Here is a 20,498-nt window from a genome sequence, read left to right as displayed (position 1 = left end):
TCCGCCTCCCGTCTCCAGCAGGACGTCATGACCGCAGCGAGCCCGGCACCGCACAACGATGCCAAGCCGAGCGTTCAGCGCCCCCGAACCGGCCGCGCCCCGCGGCTGCTGGGCGTGGATCTCGCCCGGTTCGTCGCCGTCTTCGGCATGTTCGTGATCCACTTCGGTGCGCCGTTCAGCGGTGGCGCCGTGGAGCTCGCGCTGGCCGGCGCGTGCAGCGGCCGCGCGACGGCGTTGTTCACGTTCCTCGCCGGGGTGTCGCTGGCGATGCTGACGGGTCGCCGCACCCCGTTGACCGGGCAGCAGTTGCGGGACGCGCGAAAGCGCATCGCGGTGCGCGCGGTGCTGCTGGTGCTGATCGGGCTGCTGCTGGCCACCTGCACCGACGCGACCGGGTTCCTGCTCACCGTGATCATCCCCTTCTACGGGGCGTACTTCCTGCTCGCGCTGCCGTTCGTCGGCATGCGGGCGCGCGGGCTGGCGATCTCGGCGGTGCTGATGGTCGCGCTCGGACCGCAGGTTTCGTACCTGCTGCGGGCCGCGGTCACCGAGGGCAGCCCGGTGGCGATGATGGTCGAAGCGGTGAACTCGATCGATCCCGGCCACCTGATCGGTGATCTCGGGGTGCTGGACCTGCTGCTGCTGGACTTCTACCCGGCGACGTCCTACCTGGCGCTGGTGCTGGCCGGGCTGGCGGTCGGCAGGCTGGACCTGCGCTCCGGCGCGGTGCGGCTGCGGCTGGCGCTGGGCGGTGCGGGCCTGGCGGCGCTGACCTACACCGTTTCGGCGCTGCTGGCCGGACGCCTGCCGGACGTGCTGATGGAGGGCACCGTCCCGGTCGGGCATCCCGAATTCCTGCTGGCCGCCCGCGCGCACAGCGGCTCGTCGTTCGAGCTGCTGGGTTCGCTGGGCGTCGCGGTCGCCGTGCTGGCCGGCTGCCTGGAACTCGCCGACCGCGCGGGCCGCGCGGTGTCCCCGCTGGTCAAGGCGGGCTCCATGGCGTTGACGCTGTACGCGCTGCACGCGCTGGTGATGGCCTGGCAGGTCGTCGTCGGCGGCTGGCCGCTGAGCGGGGTGCCGGAGACGCTGGCGAATCTCGCGAGCATGGGCCAGGACGTGTCCGGCATCCCGGACTTCCCCGCGTTCCCCCCGGACGGGCACCGGCCGGTGGGCTTCGTGGCGTTCCTGAACATGTACATGCCGGAACTGTTCCTGCTGTTCTCCATCGGGTTCGCGGTGCTGTGGAAGCAGTTCTTCCGGCGCGGCCCGCTGGAGGGCGCGGTGAGCTCGGCGGTCGACGCGTTCATGGCCCGCACCACCCGCTCGGCCTGACGCGGCCCGTTCTGACACGGGCGCGGCCGCTGCGGTTCCGCTACCCGGACACCTGCCGAGCGCAAGATCAAAAACAGCTTCTCACATCAGCAGCGGCAGCAAGGCGTGCCTGCGGCGGACCACGGCGCCGAAGCGGCAGTCCAGGCGCAGCCAGGAATCGGTGGCGCTGACCCGCACGATCTCCGACTCCGGCGGCGCGGACGGCAGGAAACCCATCCCGGAGACCACGAACAGGCAGCGCAACGGCACCTTCACGTCCAAGCCGCCGCCGCTGACGGTGAACACCTCCTGGTCCATCAGCGAAGCGGGCGGCGTGCCCTTCGGGCCCACGTTCTCCTTCGCCACCCCGACGCCCTGGTCGGCGACCTCGCCGACCAGTTTCGCGGGCAGGTCGTCGACCTTGCGCCAGCCCTCAGCCGGCGGCAGCTCGGACCGCCACAGCAGGTCCCGCGGCGGGCCGGGATCCATCTTCGGGCCACCGGCGACCGTCAACGCGGCCAGCAGCTCGTTGCCGGAAACGCTCAGATCGGCCGGATCGGCCTCGCCCTCGACCGAGCGCGTGCACAACGCGTCGAACGGGGTCGCCGACCACACGTCGATGCGGCCGGTCCCGCCGCGGTTGCGCAGCCGGATCACCGCCTGCGAGTCCAGCCGCACGGACCGGGCCACGAAGGCGCCGAGGTCGTCGCGCTCCACCTGGTCCGGCATCCGCAGTTCAGGCACGGTGCAGTCCCGCTTCCTCCGCGGCCGGGGTGAGCTGCCACTCGGTGAGGAACGCCGTCTCGTCGGCGGTGAGCCTGCGCGGGCGGCCCGCCTTGAGGTCGTACGGCACCAGCACCGTCTCCGCGGTGGCCACCGCCTCCGAGCCGCGCGCGAACGCGGAGTAGTCCAGCACGAACGACGCGGCCTTCAGCTCCCGCACCGAGATGCGCACCTGCAACGTGCCCGCCGAGTAGGACACCGGGGTGTGGTAATCCACGACCACCCGCGCCACGACCATGCCCTCGGCCATGCCGAGCATGCCCTGCCTGCCCGCCTCGCCGAACAGCAGCTCGGCGCGGGCCTCTTCCAGCAGGGTCACCGTCCTGGCGTGGTTGAGGTGCCCGAACGCATCCATGTCGGACCAGCGCAGGGGGACTTCGGAGACGAATGCGCCCACTACTCGGCGTCCTTCCGTTGTCGGCGAATGGGGGCTGCCCCAGATCGTAGTCGGCCGTGTGCGGCGCCCTCGCCGGTCAGCCCCACCCCGTGCGCCCGTCGCCGACACCCGGCCCGGCAACACCCCACCAAGGGAGTCCGGGCCGGGCTGCTCAGCGGACCATGCTGCGCAGCTGTCGAGTCGCTACCGACAGCGTTGCCAGGTCCAAGCCGCCGGAACGCTTGATCTCCTCCAGCGAGGTCCGCGCCCGCCCGATGCGCGAGGCGTTGGTGGCCTCCCACTGCGCGATCTTGTCCGCGGCCGGTTCCTCGGGGTCGCTGGTGCGCAGCACGTCGATCGTCAGCGCCCGTAGCGAGGCGTAGAGGTCGTCGCGCAGCGCCAGCCGGGCCAGCGAGTGCCAGCGGTTGCCGCGTTCGAGCTCGTTGACCGCCAGCAGCAGCCGCTCGATGTCCAGGTGCTCGGAGAGCTGGTAGTACAGCTCGGCGCTTTCCCGCGGACTGCGTTCCGCGCTGATCCCGGCGTCCCGCTCGGCCAGCTCGGCCACCTCGGTGATGTCCAGCAGCGCGTAGGTGTCCAGCAGCACGCCGATGCGTTCGGCCAGGTCGGCCGGAACGCCCTCGTCGATGAGCCGCCGCGTCTTCTCGTCCGCGCCGGTCGCCGCACGCCCGCACAGCAGGCCGCGCACGCTGCCGGACAGGTCGGCGACCACCGGCCGGAACCGGCTGATCTCGGCGCCGATCGCCAGCGGCTGCGGACGGTTCTGCAGCAGCCAGCGCGACGTGCGGTCCAGCAGCCTGCGGACCTCCAGCACCATGTCGTCGGCGACCCGGGTGGGCACCACGTTGTCCAGCGCTTCGATCCGCCGCCACAGCTGCGGCAGGTCGTAGACGTCGGTGGCCACGGCGAACGCGCGCACCGCGTCGGTGGAGCTGGCCGCGATCTCCTCGTTGAGCCGGAACGCGTACGACACGCCACCGCCGTCGACGACCTCGTTGACCAGCAGCGTCGAGGTGATCTCGCGGCGCAGCGGGTGCGCGGGCACCGCGTCGCCGTAGCGCTCGCGCAGCGGCTGCGGGAAGTAGTCCGGCAGCCTGCTGCTGAACGCGTCCGCGTCCGGCAGGTCGCTGGCCAGCACCTGGTCCTTAAGCGAGAGCTTGACGTGCGCGAGCAACGTGGCCAGCTCGGGCGAGCTGAGCCCGGCGCCGCCGCGTTCCCGCTCCCGGCACTCCTTCTTGGTCGGCAGCGCCTCCAGCTCGCGGTCCAGCTTGCCGCTCTCCTCCAGCGCGCTGATCTGCCGCGCGTGCACCGACATCATCTGCGCGGCGTGCTGGCGGGAAACGCCCAGCACCGCGTTCTGCCGGTAGTTGTCGGCCAGCACCAGATCGGAGACCTCGTCGGTCATCTCGGCCAGCAGCTCGTTGCGCTGCGCACCGTCCAGGCGCCCTTCCGCGACCAGGTGGTCCAGCAGCACCTTGATGTTGACCTCGTGGTCGGAGCAGTCCACCCCGGCGGAGTTGTCCAGCGCATCGGTGTTGACCATGCCGCCCGCGCGGGCGAACTCGATGCGGCCGAGCTGGGTGAGCCCGAGGTTGCCGCCCTCCCCCACGACCCGGACGCGCAGCTGGTCGCCGTCCACCCGGACCGCGTCGTTGGCCTTGTCGCCGACGTCGGCGTGGGTCTCGGCGCCGGACTTGACGTAGGTGCCGATGCCGCCGTTCCACAGCAGATCGGCCGGTGCCTGCAGGATCCGCTTGATCAGCTCGGCGGGCGGCAGCTCGCGCACCGCGTCGTCGATGCCGAGCGCGGTGCGCACCCGGTCGTTCAGCGGGATCGACTTCAGCGAGCGCGACCAGACCCCGCCGCCTTCGCTGATCTTGCCGCGGTCGTAGTCGTCCCAGCTGGAGCGCGGCAGCTCGAACAACCGCCGCCGCTCGGCGAACGAACTCGCCGGGTCCGGATCCGGGTCGATGAACACGTGCATGTGGTTGAACGCCGCGACGAGCTTGAGGTGCTCGGACAGCAGCATCCCGTTGCCGAACACGTCACCGGCCATGTCGCCGATGCCCACGACGCTGAACTCGTCCCGCTGGGTGTCCACGTCGAGTTCGCGGAAGTGCCGCTTGACGCTCTCCCACGCGCCCTTCGCGGTGATGCCCATCGCCTTGTGGTCGTAGCCGACCGAGCCGCCGGAGGCGAACGCGTCGCCCAGCCAGAAGCCGTAGGAACCGGCGACCTCGTTGGCGATGTCGGAGAACGTCGCCGTCCCCTTGTCCGCGGCCACCACCAGGTAGGTGTCATCGCCGTCGTGGCGCACCACGTCCTGCGGCGGGTCGACCTCGCCGCCGACGAGGTTGTCGGTCAGGTCCAGCAGGCCGGAGATGAACATGCGGTAGCAGGCGATGCCTTCGTTGCGGCCCGCCTCCCGGTCCGCGCCCGGATCGCCGGTGGGCAGCGGTGGCCGCTTGACCACGAACCCGCCCTTCGCGCCGACCGGCACGATCACGGCGTTCTTCACCGCCTGCGCCTTGACCAGGCCCAGCACCTCGGTGCGGAAGTCCTCCTGGCGGTCCGACCAGCGCAGCCCGCCGCGCGCGACGGAGCCGAACCGCAGGTGCACGCCCTCCACCCGCGGCGAGTACACGAAGATCTCGTACTGCGGGCGCGGCTCCGGCAGGCCAGGGATCTCCTTCGGCTCCAGCTTCATTGCCAGGTAAGGCCGGGTGCCTTCGCCCGCGAAGTAGTTGGTGCGCAGCGTCGCGCGGACCAGGCTGAGGTAGCTGCGCAGGATCTTGTCGGCGTTGAGGCTGGTGACGTCGTCGATCAGGGAGGTCACCGCGCCCGCCAGCTCCTCCTGGCGGCTCGCCCGCTCGTCGGTGGCCAGCTTCGGATCGAAGCGCACCTCGAACAGCTCGGTCAGCGCCACCGTGATCTCGCGGTGGGTGAGGATGACGTCGGCGATGAACTCCTGGCCGTAGGCCACACCGGTCTGGCGCAGGTACTTGCCGTAGGCGCGCAGCACCGCGGCCTGCCGCCAGCTCAGCCCGGCGCGCAGCACCAGCGAGTTGAACCGGTCCACCTCGGCGTCGCCCAGCCACGCCGCCCGGAACGCGTCCTCGAAGCGTTCCCGCAGCGTGTCGAGGCGTTCCGCGCCGCCGCTTTCCAGCAGGCCCGGCTCGACGCGCAGGCCGAAGTCGTAGATCCAGTAGCGGTGGCCGGTTTCCGGCACGACCTCGTACGGGCGCTCGTCGACCACCTCGACGCCCATGCTCTGCAGCACCGGCAGCACCCGCGACAACGTCACCCGCTCACCGGCGACGTAGATCTTGAACCGGCGCTCGCCCGGGGTGGCATCGCGCGGCGTGTAGAAGGACATGCGCAGGTCGCGCTCGTCGGACAGCGACTCCAGGCGGCGCAGGTCCAGCAGGCCCTCGCCCGCGCCGAAGTCCTCCTTGTACGCCTCCGGGAACGACGCGGCGTAGCGCTGCGCGGCCTCGCTGGCGGCCTCCGAACGGCGCACCCGGCGCGGTCGTCCCGCGACCTCCGGGGTCACGTCGAGCTCCTCCACCATCTGGTCTTCCCAGGTGTGGATCGCGTCGGAGAGCCGCTCCTGGATCCGTGCCAGGTCCGGCTCGGCCTGCGGGCCGGACCTGGTGTGCACCACGAAGTGCACCCGCGCCAGCGTCGACTCACCGACCCGCGTGCTGTATTCGAGGCTTTCGCCGCCGAGTTCGTCGAGCAGCACCTCCTGCATCGCCAGCCTGGAGCGCGTCGTGTAGCGGTCCCGCGGCAGGTAGACCAGGCAGGAGAAGAACCGGCCGTAGGGATCGCGGCGCACGAAGGGCTTGAGCTTGCGGCGCTCGGCCAGCGCCAGCACGCCGATCACCGTGTCGCGCAGCGTTTCCAGGTCCGTGGAGAACAGCTCGGTGCGCGGGTAGTTCTGGATCTCCTCCAGCATCCGCTGGCCGGAGTAGGACTCCATCGGGAATCCCGCGCTGTGGATGGCTTTGCGCACCCGCCGCTCGATGAACGGGATGTCGAGCACGTTCTCGTGCAGCGCCGTGGTGGTGAACAGGCCGAGGAAGCGGTGCTCCCCGGTGACTTCGCCGTCGGCGCCGAAAGTCTTCACACCGACGTAGAACGGGTGCACCGAACGGTGCACTGTGGACGGTGCGCTGGCCTGGGTGAGCACCAGCAGCTCGCCCGCGCGGGCGCCCGCCAGCACGTCCGGGCCGCTGGTCAGGTCGCGGGCGGCGACGTCGTCGCTGCGCAGCACCCCGAGGCCGGAGGCGAGCACCGGCTGCAGGTGCTGCGCGCCGTCCTGCTCGACGAGTTCGTTGTGCCGGTACCCGAGGAAGGTGAAGTGCCCCTCCGAGAGCCAGCGCAGCAGCTCCGCGCCGTCGTGCACCTGCTCGGCGGGCAACGGCGGCGGTTGCTCGTTCAGCGCGTCGGCCAGCGAACGGGCCTTCTGCAGCATCCGCTCGGTGTCCTCGACGACCTCCCGGACATCGCTGAGCACCGTGAGCAGGCCCTGCTCCAGCTCGCCCAACCGGCTCGGATCGGTGATCCGGTCGACTTCGACGAACATCCACGACTCGGCCAGCGCGTCCTGCGGCGGCGCGCCCGGATCGGCTTGCGGGCGCACGTCCAGCAGCGCGCCGGCGGCGTCGCGGTGCACCACGATGATCGGATGGATGATCCGCTGCGTTTGCGCGCCGTTGCGGGTCAGCTCGGCGATCACGCTGTCCACCAGGTACGGCATGTCGTCGGTGACCAGCTGCAGCACTGTGGCCGGGTTCGCCCAGCCGTCCTCGTCGGTGCTGGGGTTGGTCACCTTCACCAGCGGGCGGCCCGCGGGACGCTCCGCGGCCAAGGCGTAGTGCGAGCGCAGCGCGGCGATCAGCTCGTCCGGCTCGACGCCGACGAGCTCCTCGGCGGGCACGTGCCGGTAGTAGGTTCTGAGCAGCTCACCGAGATCGGCCGCGGTTTCCGCGGCGCGGTCGAGCAACCACGCCTTGGCGGCTTCCGGGTTCTCCGGCGCGCCCGGGTAGCCCGGGGCGGGACCTGTGGTCGAGGAACGGGATTTCGAGGTCATCTTCAGGCTGCTCCACGCTTGACGGCACCGCGTTGTGCCAGGACGTTTCCACCCTAAGCCCGCTGGACCGCTCACCGGCGGGGAGGGAGCACCGTTGCTCCCGGCTCGTTCGGCACAACGTCTCAGTAGCCGCGCGACGTCCAAGAATCGTGCGGCGAAGGGGAATCCGCGGGTCTGCGGTGCCGTGCACCGGGCGCAGCGGAGTCCGAAGTGGACTCTTGGGGTGATCGCGCGTCCGCGTCCGAGTGCCTGCTCGCGCGTTGCCCGTCGTCGTGCTCGTCGCCGCGCCTGCCGTTCTCGTAGGCCAGCAGGGCCTCGGCGAGCAGGTCCGCGAGGCCGACTTCTCCTTGCGGTGAGTCCTGCGCCTGTTGTTCCGCACCGCGGTGCCTGGCGAGCAGTTCCGCCGCGGACCGCGCGTGCTCGGAGGAGGGGTCGGCGTGCCTGCTCGCCGGTTCCGCAGCGTTCGCGCCGGTGGATTCACCCAGACCGCGGACTCCCGGGCCGGGCAGCAGGTTGTCGGCAGGAGCCTGCGACCCGTCGCCCGCATCGCCGGTTCCGCGCTCCCACGGCGCCGAATCCCACGGCGAGGCACCCGGGTCGGAGGCCGCGGGCGCAGCCGCTTCGTCCGGGTCGGCGTGCCTGGCCGCCCGGCGACCGGTTGCGCGGTGGTCCTCGCCCGCGTACGCGCTCAGATAGCGATCCGCCCACGAACCACCGGAGCGCGGTGGATCGTCGAGCTGTTCGGCATCGGTACGCAAGTAGTCGTCAGCTGCGGGAGCGTGCCGGGCCCCGCCGCGGGACTCGTTCTCGCGGTCCTGCGTCATGGCGAGGCTCTCGCGGATCTCGGCCAGCGAACGCCCGTGCGAACGGCGGCCGCCGTCCGAGGGCTCGGCGAACTCGTCCAGCGCACCGAGCCGATCAGCCGCCGAGTCCGAGTACGGCGGGGCGGAGTCCTCGGCCTGCGGTGCAGCGGGGCGCTCGGTACCGCCTGCCGGTTCCACCGCACCCACCTGCACGGCATCGCCGTGCGGCTCCGCGTCGTCCTCCGGCACCGCGATCACCGGCATGATCGCGGTGACGTCCGGTGCGGGCGGCTGCTCGTCCCACCGGTCCGCGGCGCGCGCGGTTTCCCACGGCGGTTGCTGCGCGGCCGGGTCGCCGGTTTCCTCCCGGTACCGGCGCGGAGCCGGAAATCCGCTCAACGGGGCGGAATCCGGCGCCGAGTCGGACTGGGCTCGCAGCGGATCGTCCGCTCGCGAACCGAAGTCGCGGACCGGGAAGTCCTCGCTGAACGGAGCCGAGGTGACGTTGCCGACCGGAACGTCCACCCCGCCGTGACCGGCCGGGGCCTCGTCGTCCGGTTCCGGAGCGCGGCGGCGGCCTCCGCCGGTCGCCGGTTGCTGCGGGGCCCGCGGAGCCGGCATGTCCGCGCCTCGCCCGGTGGAGGGTTCGTCCGCGGCGTTGCGCCGCAGCGGGTCCTGGGCCGGTTTGCGATCCTCGTCGACCCTGCTGGTCAGCGTCTCCATCAACCGGCGAGCGGCGTCACGGACGCTGCCCTCGCCCGGCTGCCGGTACGCGTCCAGCGGATCTTCGGGCTCGGCGGGTGCCTCGGGTTGCGGCGGTTCCGGCTGCGGGAACTCGTGTCCGGCCGCGAACGTCGTGGCCGACTCCGCGGAGGCGGCGCTCTCGCGCCCGAATGCCGGTTCGTCCCACCGCGAGACGAAACTTTCCGGCGCGGGCGTCGAATGCTGCGAACCGTACTCAGCGGCGTCCCGTCTGCGCGATGACGGCGACTCGGTTTCGGCCGGCGGCTCCGCAGCGCGGTGCGCGCGGCTCCTGCCGGTGCCGTCGGCGCGTCGGCGTCCCGCCGTCTCCTCCGGTTCGGCGGGCTCGTGCGGATGTGCAGCCGTCTCGGGTCGGCCGGTCCGCTCCGGAGCGGACGCGCCCGCGCCACCGGAAGAAGCCGTCTCGTCCGGCACTACTGCGCCGGGGAACACCGCGGCGAAGTGCTCGGCATGCGCGGAGTCCGCGGCGGTGCGCGCGGGATCCTCCGCGGCGTGCGTCCGCGACCGCGGCGCCGCAGCGGCAAGGCCATCGGACTGTTCACGCGCATCCGCCGCGCGCCGAGGGGCCGGTGCTTCGGCGGCCCGGTGCGCGGTCCTGGCACCGCGTCCTTGCGCGGCACCCGCCTCGGCCAGCGCGGGAAACTCCGTCAGCAACCGCACCCGTGCGGAGTGCATCGCGGCACGCCACCTGCGGTCGGCCGCGTAGGCACGGCGCAGGCAGGTGAGCGCCTCGGCGAACTCCTCGGATCGTTCGTGCACCTGCGCGGACATGCTCAGCGACTCGCTGAGCAAGCAATCCAGCTTGTGCCGTTCGGCGTTCGCCGCCGCGTCGTTGAGCAGCTGCACCGCCGCGGCGAGCTCTCCCGACGGCAAGTGCACGCGAGTGGCCAGCGCAAGCCGCAGCCAGCCGGAAGGTCCGGCCGCGGCCGCTCGTACGGGAGCCCGGACCACCGGCGCGGCCGCCTCCACGGCCGCACCACGACGCCCCAGGTCCAGCAACGAGTGCACGCGCTCCAGCACCAGGCGTGCGTGCAGCTCCCCGCTTTCCGCGGCCGGGTCGCCGAGCCGCTCCAGGTCCGACAACCCGGCCTCGGCGACCCGCGCCGCCTCCTCGAAGTCACCGTTGCGCCGCAGGTTCCCGGCCCGCGCGGTGTGCACCCGGGACAGCAGCACCCGGCTGGTGTCCCGGTTGAGCTCGGAGGTGGCGGAGTAGAGGCGTTCGGCTTCGTCGAGCGCGTCCGCGCGCTCGCCGTCCTGCTGCTTGCCGGGCAGCGCCGCGGCGAGTTCGATCAAGGCGTGCGCGCGCAGCGTCGGCTCGATCCGTTCGCGTTCGACGACCGGTTGCAGGATCCGCAGCGCGACCTCGTGCCCGCCCGCGCTGCGCGCGCAGCACGCGAGCTCGATCCGCAGCTCCGTGGCGAGCTCGTGGTCGTCGGCCGCCTCGGCGTCGCGGACGGCCGCGATCGCGCGACCGGTCACCTCCACGCCGTGCCCGAGGCGGTTCGACGCGAACAGCGCCACCGCCTCGGCACGTAGCCGCAACGAACGGTCACCGAGGCGTCTGGCCTGCGCGACGGCCTGATCACCGAGCATCAGAGCAAGCTCGGGTACCCGCCACCGCATCTGCCAGGCGGGTTCGTACAGCTCGTGCGCCACACCGCTCGGCTGAGCCTCGTGCACGCTGGCCAACACGCCTCCCCGTTCAGCCCCGGGTCAACTTCCGGTGGGTGACACGGTGCGGGCGAGCAGCTTCCTGGCCCAGTCTGTCGATCTTGTTCTTCTCGTAGCCCTCGAAGTTGCCCTCGAACCAGAACCACTTGGCCGGGTTCTCGTCGTCGCCTTCCCACGCGAGGATGTGCGTGGCGACCCGGTCCAGGAACCACCTGTCGTGCGAGATCACCACGGCGCAGCCCGGGAAGTTCTCCAGCGCGTTCTCCAACGAGCCGAGCGTTTCGACGTCGAGGTCGTTGGTCGGCTCGTCCAGCAGGATCAGGTTGCCGCCCTCTTTGAGGGTCAACGCGAGGTTCAGCCGGTTGCGCTCACCGCCGGAGAGCACCCCCGCGGGCTTCTGCTGGTCGGCGCCTTTGAAGCCGAACGCGCTCACGTACGCGCGGGAGGGCATCTCGACCTGCCCGACCTGGATGTGGTCGAGACCTTCGGAAACCACCTCCCACACGTTCTTCTGCGGATCGATGCTGGCCCGGTTCTGGTCGACGTAGGACAACTTGACGGTGTCGCCGACCCGGACCTTGCCCGCGTCCGGCTCCTCGAGCCCGACGATGGTCTTGAACAGGGTCGTCTTGCCGACGCCGTTGGGGCCGATGACCCCGACGATGCCGTTGGGCGGCAGGTTGAACGACAGATCGTCGATCAGCAGGTTGTCGCCGAAGCCCTTCTTGAGGTGCTCGGTCTCCACGACCAGGTTGCCCAGCCGCGGCCCCGGCGGGATCTGGATCTCCTCGAAGTCGAGCTTGCGGGTCTTCTCCGCCTCGGCGGCCATCTCTTCGTAGCGCTCCAGCCGGGAACGCGACTTGCTCTGGCGCGCCTTGGTGTTGGAGCGGACCCACTCCAGCTCGTCCTTGAGGCGCTTCTGCAGCTTCTGGTCGCGCTTGCCCTGCACGGCCAGCCGCTCCTGCTTCTTCTCCAGGTAAGTGGAGTAGTTGCCCTCGTACGGGTAAGTCCGGCCGCGGTCCAGCTCCAGGATCCAGCCGGCCACGTTGTCCAGGAAGTACCTGTCGTGCGTCACGGCCAGCACGGCGCCCTCGTAGTTCTGCAGGAACTGCTCCAGCCACAGCACGCTCTCGGCGTCGAGGTGGTTGGTGGGCTCGTCCAGCAGCAACAGGTCCGGCTTGCTCAGCAGCAGCTTGCACAACGCGACCCGGCGGCGCTCACCACCGGAGAGCTGGGTGACCGGGGCGTCCGGCGGCGGGCAGCGCAGCGCGTCCATCGCCTGCTCGAGGTGGGAGTCGATCTCCCAGGCGTCGGCGTGGTCCAGCTCTTCCTGGAGCCGGCCCATCTCCTCCATCAGCTCGTCGGTGTAGTCGGTGGCGAGCTGCTCGGCGATCGTGTTGAAGCGGTGCAGCTTCTGGATGATCTCGCCGACGCCTTCCTCGACGTTGCCGAGGACGGTCTTCTCCTCGTTCAGCGGCGGCTCCTGCTGCATGATGCCGACCGTGAAACCGGGCGAGAGGAACGCCTCACCGTTGTCCGGCTGCTCGAGTCCAGCCATGATCTTGAGCACGGTCGACTTGCCGGCGCCGTTGGGACCGACGACGCCGATCTTCGCACCGGGGTAGAACTGGAGGGTCGCTTCCTCGAGGATGACCTTGTCCCCGTGCGCCTTCCGCACCTTCTTCATGGTGTAAACGAACTCGGCCATACCCCAAATCGTAGATGCGGCCCGTGTCGTCTCGTGCACCGCCGTCGGTTGCCGCCCCGACAGCGGTGCACCGACTGCTCACGAACACCCCTGGCAACATCATCACCGCTGGTCAACCGGCTGCAAGATCAGCCGGGACGGGCCGCGGTGACCTTTCCCGCGTCGAATCCGCGCGAACCGCCGGTGCCGCCGACCGCCGCGGGCGCCGCCTCCGGCTCCGGAAAACGGTTGCTGCGCGCCAGATCCAGCCCCACCGCGTTCGCCTCGATCTCGACCGAGGTTCGCCATTGCCCGTGCAGCTCGTACTCCCGCGTGCGCAACCGGCCGGAGACGACCACCGGCGCGCTCTTCGCGACCACGCCGTCCACTCCGTCCGCCACCCGCCGCCAGCAGTTCACGGTGGCGACCAGCCGATCACCGTCCACCCACTGCTCGGTGGTCTTGTCGAAGCGCCGGGCACTGCTGCCCACCCGGAAGCTGACGACCTTGCTGCCGGACACCTCGCGGGTCCGCGGCTCGGTCAGCACCGTTCCCACGACCGCCACACCGGTTTCGAACATCACTACCGCCTCGCTGTCCCGTGCGGCGCCCGCCCCTCGGACGAAAGCGCCGGGCCGGATCTCGGCCTGAATCCAGCTTGCGGTGCGCCGATCACGCGCCGCCACCTCGATTTCACGATCTGTGGACGGACGCGGCTGTTGTGGACAACTCAGCGGCTGCCGGACGTGTCGCCCTCCGACAGGCGGCGCAGCATTTCGTTGTACGCCTTGAGGTCCGCGTCCCCGTCCGCATCGGCCTTGCGGTCGATCCGCCGTGCGGCCCGATCGTCCGCGCGCGACCACTGGATCAGCAGCGCCAGCATCACCACGACCAACGGCACTTCTCCGGACGCCCACGCGAGGCCCCCGCCGAGGTTCTGATCCGCCAGCAGGTCCGGCACCCAAGGCAGCGCCAGCCCGCGGTAGAAGTCCGAGCCGATCACCGTCTTGGACATCATCAGCGTGATGCCGAAGAACGCGTGGAACGGCATCGAAGCGAACACCAGCCCGACCTTCACCAGCGGCGGCAGCTGCCGCGGCGCCGGATCGATGCCGATCACCGGCCAGTAGAAGACGTAGCCCACCAGCAGGAAGTGCGCGTTCATCGCCAGGTGCGCCCAATGCTCGTACAGCGCCGCGTCGAACAACCCGGAGAAGTACAGCGCCCAGAACGACCCCACGAACAGCGCCAACGCCACCAGCGGGTTGGTCAGCAGCCGCGTGAGCGGCGAATGCAGGAAGGCCAGCAACCACTCCCGCGGCCCCGGCGGCTGGTCCTTCGAGGCCGGCTTGAGCACCCGCAGCGCCAACGACGTCGGCCCGGCCAGCACCAGCAGCACCGGCGAGAGCATCGACAGCACCATGTGCTGTCCCATGTGGACGCTGAACATGGCGGGTGCGTACCGGCCGATGCCCGCCGAGGTGGCGATCAGGATCGACGCGCACCCGAGCAGCCACGCCGCGGTGCGCCCCACCGGCCACCGGTCGCCGCGCCGCCGCAGCTTGACCACGCCCCACACGTACAGCGCGGCCAACGCGATCGAGAACGTCCCGAAGACCAGGTCGAAGCGGAAGTCGAACAGCAGCCGCAGCACGGTCGGCGGTTCGATCGGGTACCCGACCAGCAGCTCCACCCGCGAGGGCAGCGGGCCGAGCTCCGCGGGCGGCGGCGTACGTCCGAGCGCGACGGCGACACCGATGGTCGCGAACATCGCGAGGACCTCGACCGCGCCCAGCCGCAGCAGCGCGTTGCGCCCGGCACCTTCCTCGATCCGCTTGACCGCGCGTTCCCGCTGGAAGTACGCGATGACACCGAGCAGCGCCAGGCACAGCACCTTGACCACGACCAACGCCCCGTAGGTGGTCGTGAACAACTGCTCCGGCGGCACCCGCACGTAGGAGTTGAGCACGCCGGAGACCGCCATGACGATCCAGCACACCAGCGCGATCTTGGAGAACCGCCGCGCCACCAGTCCCGCGTGCGCGCCCTTGCGCGCCAGGTGCGCGAGCACGGCGATCAGCCCGCCGACCCAGATCGTCGCGGAGTACAGGTGGAACAGCAGGCTGTTCGTGGCGATGTCGTGCGCACCGCCGCTGGCGGAGTGCCCGGTGGCGATCAGCGGCAGCATCCCGGCCAGCGACAGCGCGAAAAGCGCGACCGTCCAGCCCCACGACAGCACGATCCGGCAGGCGACGGCGAGCACGAGCGCGATCACCGCGGTGATCAGCCATGACTTGGCCTCTTCCAACGCGTCCACGAGGCCGAACAGCACGGTGCTGTCGAGCACCTCGCTCACCGGACGTCCGGTGGCGTCCGCGGCGGTGAACGGCACCAGCAACACAGCGCCGACGCACCACAGCGCGGCCGCCCAGCCTGCTGCCCGCACCGCCGCGTAGCCGTCGGCCGTCAACGGCCCGGATCGCCGCGCCGGGATGCCGAACGAGGCCAGCAGCAGCGAACCGATGCACACCACCGCGCCGGATTCGGCCAGCACCCGCGCCACAGGCAGCCCGAACCTGGTGACCGCGCCGGGGTCCGGCAGGCCGTAGGCGGCGTAGGCGTCGCTCGCGGACAACGCGGTCAGCGCGATCGCCACCACCGCGGCCAGGAGTCCCGCCGTGCCGACCAGCACTCCCACCGCACTCGATCTGCGCCGTCCGGCCGGAACCGTCTCAGAAGCCACGCGCCGAGCCTAACGGACATGTCCTGACCTGCGGTTTTCGGGTGCCGACGCACGCGAACCGCGCAACTGAGCAGGACCGGCCGGATCAAGCGTCGGCAGCCACGATCAATCAGCACGAAACGTGATCAGGTTCGACACCGAAAGTGATCAATTTGTACACGTACGGACGCGGCGGAGTTGCGGAGAGTACGCGCCACGAAGTCGGCCCGAGAGGCGTTCGGCACCTCCGCGGAACGTGGGTTAAGGTACGCTCAATTGATCTTGAGATGCTGTGGTTCGAACTCTCGACCAGGGAAAAGCGCCCCCGGCAGGACTCGAACCTGCGACCTAAGGATTAGAAGTCCTTTGCTCTGTCCGACTGAGCTACGAGGGCCTGTTCACCACATTGCTGAGCTGCACGGAGCAGGGTAACGGGCAGCTCCGCCGACCGTGGGACCGACGCGGGCGGCGTTGCAGAGCCGGTATAGAACGGCAAGCCGATCGACAGATCCGCGATCTTCGACCCCGCCGCGCCCGCTCACCGCACGGTCGGCGACCCCGCTTCGCAGCCGTTCGGACGTGATCCGCGTCTCCGATCCGGTTTCTCCCGCGAATTGCGCGAGATCGGTCGAAATCCCAGGTCACCTATCGCGCTTTCCCATGCAGTGGACGCGATGTCGGAGTTCGCGGGCCTTGTCTTCCGAGCAGAACTGGGTAACCTCCGACGTGCTGGTGGTTCGCCCGCACCGGCCCGAGCAGGCACGCGGCGGGCGAGGCAAGAGGGAACCCGGTGCGAATCCGGGACTGCCCCGCAGCGGTGAGTGGGAACGAACGCCGTCACCGGTTCCGGCCGGTCACAGCACTGAGCACGCGCTCGGGAAGCCGACGGTCAGTAGGAAGACCCGGCACCCGCCGGAGGAACGCCCGCGAGTCCGAAGACCTGCCGCCGGTGCGTGCGCCGCGATGCGCACGCGAGCCCGAGGTCCCGTGGGAGGACCGGTGGAGGAACCGCACGCGGTGGCGTGTGCCGGTCCCGGCGCGACCTCGGCGAACCTGCCGTCGAGCTCGCGAGGAGAGAGCGTTGGCCAGCAAGATCGGCTCCACCGTACTCGGCTACCCCCGGATCGGCCCGAACCGGGAACTCAAGCGTGCGCTGGAGAACTACTGGAAGTCCCGGATCTCCGAGCCGGAACTGCGCGAAGTCGCACGCACCCTGCGCACCGACACCTGGCGATCGCTGCGCGACGCCGGGCTGGATTCGGTGCCCGGCAACACGTTCTCGTACTACGACCAGGTGCTCGACACCGCCGTCACGTTCGGCGCGGTCCCGCGCCGCTTCCGGGAGCTGGGCCTGAGCCCGCTGGACACCTACTTCGCGTTGGCACGCGGCGTGGAATCGACACCGCCGCTGGAGATGACGAAGTGGTTCGACACCAACTACCACTACCTGGTGCCGGAGATCGGCCCGGACACGGCGTTCGCGCTGTCCGACCAGACTCCCGTCGACCAGTACAACGAGGCGGCTGAACTCGGCGTGCAGACCCGTCCGGTGCTGGTCGGACCGCTGACGTTCCTGCTGCTGTCGAAGCCGGAGGAGGGCGCGCCGGAATCGTTCCGCCCGCTGGACCGGCTCGACGACCTGCTCACCGCGTACACCGAGCTGCTCGGTGAGCTGCACCGCGCCGGTGTGGAGTGGGTGCAGCTGGACGAGCCCGCGTTCGTCGCGGATCGCTCGCAGGCCGAGCTGGACGCGTTGCGCGCCGCCTACCGCAAGCTCGGCGAGCTGCGGGAGCGGCCGAAGATCTTCGTGTCCTCCTACTTCGGCGATCTCGGCGACGCGCTGGGCGTGCTCGCCGCCGCCGAGGTGGAGGCGCTGGGCGTCGACCTGATCGCCGGTTCCTCCACTGTGGACAAACTGCCCGCTGTCCAGGGGCTGCGGGACAAGACGCTGGTCGCCGGCCTGGTCGACGGCCGCAACATCTGGCGCACCGACCTGGACAAGGCGCTGACCACGGCGGCGACGCTGCTCGGCGTGGCCGGTTCGGTCGCGGTCAGCACGTCCTGCTCGCTGCTGCACTCGCCCTACGACGTCGAGGCGGAGACCGGCATCGACCCGCAGGTCAAGTCGTGGCTGGCGTTCGCGGCGCAGAAGGTCGACGAGGTCGTGGTGCTCGGCCGGGCACTGCACGAGGGCCGCGACGCGGTCGGCGAGCAGCTGATCGCCGCGCGCCAGGTGATCGCCGACCGGGCCAACGCCGACCGCGTGCGCAACAACCGGGTGCAGGCACGGCTGGACTCGCTCAAACCCGAGCACGCGCGCCGCGGCGCCTACGAGAACCGCCGTGCGGCGCAACAGAAATCGCTGCGGCTGCCACCGCTGCCGACCACCACGATCGGCTCGTTCCCGCAGACCACCGACGTCCGCAAGGCCCGTGCCGCGCTGCAGAAGGGCAACATCGACCAGGCCACCTACAAGCAGCGGATGCGCGACGAGATCGAGCGGGTCATCCGGCTGCAGGAGGAACTGGGCCTGGACGTGCTGGTGCACGGCGAGCCCGAGCGCAACGACATGGTGCAGTACTTCTCCGAGCACATGGAGGGATTCGTCAGCACGCAGAACGGCTGGGTGCAGTCCTACGGCTCCCGCTGCGTGCGCCCGCCGATCCTGTTCGGCGACGTGTCCCGGCCCGCGCCGATCACGGTGGACTGGGCGAAGTACGCCCAGCAGCTCACCGAGAAGCCGGTGAAGGGCATGCTGACCGGCCCGGTCACCATCCTCGCGTGGTCGTTCGTGCGCGACGACCAGCCGCTGGCCAAGACCGCCCGGCAGGTGGGGCTCGCGGTCCGGGACGAGGTCAAGGACTTGGAGAACGCCGGGATCCGGGCCATCCAGGTCGACGAGCCCGCGTTGCGCGAGCTGCTGCCGCTGCGGTCGGCGCAGCACGAGGAGTACCTGGACTGGGCGGTGGAGTCGTTCCGGCTGGCCACCTCCGGCATCTCGGATTCGACCCAGATCCACACGCACCTGTGCTACTCCGAGTTCGGTGACGTGATCAACGCGATCGTGGCCCTGGACGCGGATGTGACCAGCATCGAAGCGGCCCGTTCGCGGATGGAGGTGCTGGACGACCTCAACGAGGTCGGGTTCGGCCGCGGCGTCGGGCCCGGTGTCTACGACATCCACTCACCGCGCGTGCCGGAATCCGGCGAGGTCTCCGACCTGCTGCGGGCGGCGCTGTCGGCGGTGCCCGCCGAGCGGCTGTGGGTGAACCCGGACTGCGGGCTCAAGACCCGCGGCTACGCCGAGGTGGAGACGGCGTTGCAGAACGTGGTCAGCGCAACCGAAGCCGTGCGTCCGGCGTTGAGCTGATCCATCGCCGGTGGCGCGGGCGGTTTCCCTTCCCACCGCCGCCTCGCGTCCCCGGCGTTTCGGCGGGGGCACGCCCAGCGCCCGGGCGTGCCCCCGCTTTTCGCTCCGGGGCGAAGACTCGGATTCGCCTTGCGCGAACGAGTGCGTTCGGCAACACCACGGTCACATTCGGCTCGGTAGCTTGGGCCCGTGGCGGTTGATCAGTGGAACCACAACGTGCACTACTACCCGCTGGTGCTCGACGAAGTGCCCGAAGGCTGCGCGGAAGCGCTGGACGTCGGCTGCGGTGACGGCAGGCTCGCGCGCGAGCTGGCGGGACGCGCGCAGCGGGTCACCGGGATCGACCGCGACCCGGGCATGATCGGCGCGGCGCGGGAGCGCGCCGACTCCCCCGGGCTTTCCTTCGTGGAAGCCGATTTCCTGGAGTTCCACGACGAGTCCAGAGCCGCCGGGTACGACTTCATCAGCAGCGTCGCGGCGATCCACCACATGGAGTTCGCCGCGGCCGTCGGCAGCATGGTGCGGCTGCTCGCCCCCGGCGGTCGGCTCGTGATCGTGGGCCTCGCGCGCAACCGGACCCCGCTGGACTGGGCGGCCGCGCTCGCAGGTCTGCCCGCTCACCAAGTGCGCGCGCGGCGCCACGGCGGCTGCGGCGACGCACCGGGAATGCCGGTGCGGGACCCGGACATGAGCTGGGGCCAGGTGCGGCGGGCGGCCGAACACCTGCTGCCGGGCAGCCGGTTCCGCAGGCACCTGCTGTGGCGCTACTCGCTGACCTGGCAGAAGCCCGGCTGAGCGACCCGCGGGCCGTGCGCCCGGACACATCGCGGAACAAAGCGGTGGTCCGGCTCGCTGCTCGTTGCGGAACCGGCACTGCCGGATGCACGACCGCGCGATGCACCGGACTCAGCACGGGGTATGGCGAAGGTGTCTCCGGCAGCCCCGCCGGACGAGCAGCCACCAGGAAAGCGAGCAGCGATGAACACCGACATGACCGGGCGCACCGCGCTGGTCACCGGCTCGACCAGCGGCATCGGCCAAGCCATCGCCACCACCTTCGCCCGCGCGGGCGCCGAGGTCGTGGTCAACGGGCGTTCCGAGCAACGGGTCGACGACACCGTGGCGACGATCCGCGCGGAGACCGGCGGCACCGTGCGGGGCATCGCCGCCGACATCGGTACCGCGGAAGGCGCCGACTCGCTGATCTCCGAGCTGCCCGACGTGGACGTGCTGGTGAACAACGCCGGGATCTTCGGCGCCGAGCCCGTCTTCGAGATCAGCGATGCGGAGTGGAGCCGGTTCTTCGAGGTCAACGTGCTGTCCGGGGTGCGGCTCGCGCGGCACTACACGCCGCGGATGGTGCAGCGCGGCTGGGGCCGGGTGATCTTCATCAGCAGCGAGTCGTCGATCTTCATCCCGACCGAGATGGTGCACTACGGGATGACCAAGACCGCCCAGCTGTCCGTCGCACGCGGCATGGCGCAAGAGGTCGCGGGCAGCGGCGTCACCGTGAACAGCGTGCTGCCCGGCCCGACGCTGACTCCGGGCGTGGAGGAGTTCATCCGCAGCCGGATCGGCTCGGACGTGCCGTTCGAGGAGGCCGAGCGGCGGTTCATCGCGCAGGAGCGGCCGAGTTCGCTGCTGGGCCGCCTGATCCGGCCGGAAGAGGTCGCGAACCTGGTGCTGTACGCGGGTTCCGAAGCGGGCTCGGCCAGCAGCGGCGCGGCACTGCGCGTCGACGGCGGCGTGGCGCCGTCGCTGGCCTGACCGCTTCGGGCTTGCTGCCGCGGGGCTCGCCGAGCAACGGCGAGCCCCGAAAGCCCCCGTGCGCATTGCGCGCCGCCGGGACCGTGCAGTGGCTCGCCACCGGTTCTCCCACCGAATCGCACCCGGCCGAAGC

At 70.8% G+C, this 20,498-nt stretch carries 11 protein-coding genes, 1 tRNA gene and 1 riboswitch; of the genes, 4 read left to right on the top strand and 8 right to left on the bottom strand.

Annotated elements, in window-relative coordinates; all coding sequences use genetic code 11:
• Positions 1-27: 27 nt before the first annotated feature.
• Positions 28-1,332 carry a heparan-alpha-glucosaminide N-acetyltransferase domain-containing protein gene (locus tag V1457_RS13875; RefSeq protein ID WP_338604248.1) on the top strand — a complete coding sequence of 435 codons (1,305 nt, stop codon included), beginning with the start codon at positions 28-30 and terminating at the stop codon, positions 1,330-1,332.
• Between the two features lie 81 nt (positions 1,333-1,413).
• Here V1457_RS13875 and V1457_RS13870 read toward each other — a convergent pair whose 3' ends face one another.
• From V1457_RS13870 to V1457_RS13835, 8 genes are all read right to left on the bottom strand, one after another.
• Positions 1,414-2,055, bottom strand: coding sequence for a hypothetical protein (locus V1457_RS13870; protein WP_200070882.1), 642 nt, complete (start codon positions 2,053-2,055; stop codon positions 1,414-1,416).
• Positions 2,048-2,491, bottom strand: a complete 444-nt coding sequence (locus tag V1457_RS13865) for a thioesterase family protein (protein ID WP_200070881.1) — start codon at positions 2,489-2,491, stop codon at positions 2,048-2,050. Before V1457_RS13865 ends, V1457_RS13870 begins: the two co-directional genes overlap by 8 nt.
• Before the next feature lie 151 nt (positions 2,492-2,642).
• Positions 2,643-7,583: an NAD-glutamate dehydrogenase gene (locus V1457_RS13860; RefSeq protein ID WP_338604243.1), complete on the bottom strand. Its 4,941-nt coding sequence runs from the start codon at positions 7,581-7,583 to the stop codon at positions 2,643-2,645.
• A 122-nt stretch (positions 7,584-7,705) separates the two neighbouring features.
• Positions 7,706-10,837, bottom strand: coding sequence for a hypothetical protein (locus tag V1457_RS13855; RefSeq protein WP_338604240.1), 3,132 nt, complete (start codon positions 10,835-10,837; stop codon positions 7,706-7,708).
• Positions 10,838-10,850: 13 nt separating this feature from the next.
• Positions 10,851-12,527, bottom strand: a complete 1,677-nt coding sequence (ettA, locus tag V1457_RS13850) for an energy-dependent translational throttle protein EttA (protein ID WP_200070878.1) — start codon at positions 12,525-12,527, stop codon at positions 10,851-10,853.
• Positions 12,528-12,655: 128 nt separating this feature from the next.
• Positions 12,656-13,087 (bottom strand): single-stranded DNA-binding protein, encoded by a 432-nt coding sequence (locus tag V1457_RS13845; RefSeq protein WP_200070877.1) that lies wholly within the window; start codon positions 13,085-13,087, stop codon positions 12,656-12,658.
• 149 nt (positions 13,088-13,236) lie between these two features.
• Positions 13,237-15,249 carry a cytochrome c oxidase assembly protein gene (locus V1457_RS13840; protein ID WP_338604235.1) on the bottom strand — a complete coding sequence of 671 codons (2,013 nt, stop codon included), beginning with the start codon at positions 15,247-15,249 and terminating at the stop codon, positions 13,237-13,239.
• Positions 15,250-15,548: 299 nt separating this feature from the next.
• Positions 15,549-15,622: transfer RNA gene (locus V1457_RS13835), tRNA-Arg, on the bottom strand.
• Between the two features lie 383 nt (positions 15,623-16,005).
• Positions 16,006-16,170: riboswitch (cobalamin riboswitch) on the top strand.
• A 139-nt stretch (positions 16,171-16,309) separates the two neighbouring features.
• On the opposite strand from V1457_RS13835, the gene metE reads away from it, so the two are divergent.
• From metE to V1457_RS13820, 3 genes are all read left to right on the top strand, one after another.
• The gene (metE, locus tag V1457_RS13830; RefSeq protein ID WP_338604232.1) at positions 16,310-18,598 is read left to right on the top strand and encodes a 5-methyltetrahydropteroyltriglutamate--homocysteine S-methyltransferase; all 2,289 of its coding nucleotides are present in this window, start codon (positions 16,310-16,312) and stop codon (positions 18,596-18,598) included.
• 189 nt (positions 18,599-18,787) lie between these two features.
• On the top strand, positions 18,788-19,393 hold the full coding sequence (locus V1457_RS13825; protein ID WP_200070874.1) for a bifunctional 2-polyprenyl-6-hydroxyphenol methylase/3-demethylubiquinol 3-O-methyltransferase UbiG: 606 nt from the start codon (positions 18,788-18,790) through the stop codon (positions 19,391-19,393).
• 183 nt (positions 19,394-19,576) lie between these two features.
• Positions 19,577-20,365 carry an SDR family NAD(P)-dependent oxidoreductase gene (locus V1457_RS13820; protein ID WP_200070873.1) on the top strand — a complete coding sequence of 263 codons (789 nt, stop codon included), beginning with the start codon at positions 19,577-19,579 and terminating at the stop codon, positions 20,363-20,365.
• The last annotated feature ends 133 nt before the right edge of the window (positions 20,366-20,498 follow it).

Origin of the sequence: Saccharopolyspora sp. SCSIO 74807 (assembly GCF_037023755.1) — a bacterium.
In the GTDB taxonomy this organism is placed as follows: domain Bacteria; phylum Actinomycetota; class Actinomycetes; order Mycobacteriales; family Pseudonocardiaceae; genus Saccharopolyspora_C; species Saccharopolyspora_C galaxeae.
This window is presented reverse-complemented; position numbering and strand designations above follow the sequence as displayed.

Coding starts and splice junctions, on each gene's coding strand:
- ettA (WP_200070878.1), bottom strand. CDS start 12,527: ATGGCCGAGTTCGTTTACACCATGAAGAAGGTGCGGAAGGCGCACGGG.
- V1457_RS13820 (WP_200070873.1), top strand. CDS start 19,577: ATGAACACCGACATGACCGGGCGCACCGCGCTGGTCACCGGCTCGACC.
- V1457_RS13860 (WP_338604243.1), bottom strand. CDS start 7,583: ATGACCTCGAAATCCCGTTCCTCGACCACAGGTCCCGCCCCGGGCTAC.
- V1457_RS13875 (WP_338604248.1), top strand. CDS start 28: ATGACCGCAGCGAGCCCGGCACCGCACAACGATGCCAAGCCGAGCGTT.
- V1457_RS13845 (WP_200070877.1), bottom strand. CDS start 13,087: ATGTTCGAAACCGGTGTGGCGGTCGTGGGAACGGTGCTGACCGAGCCG.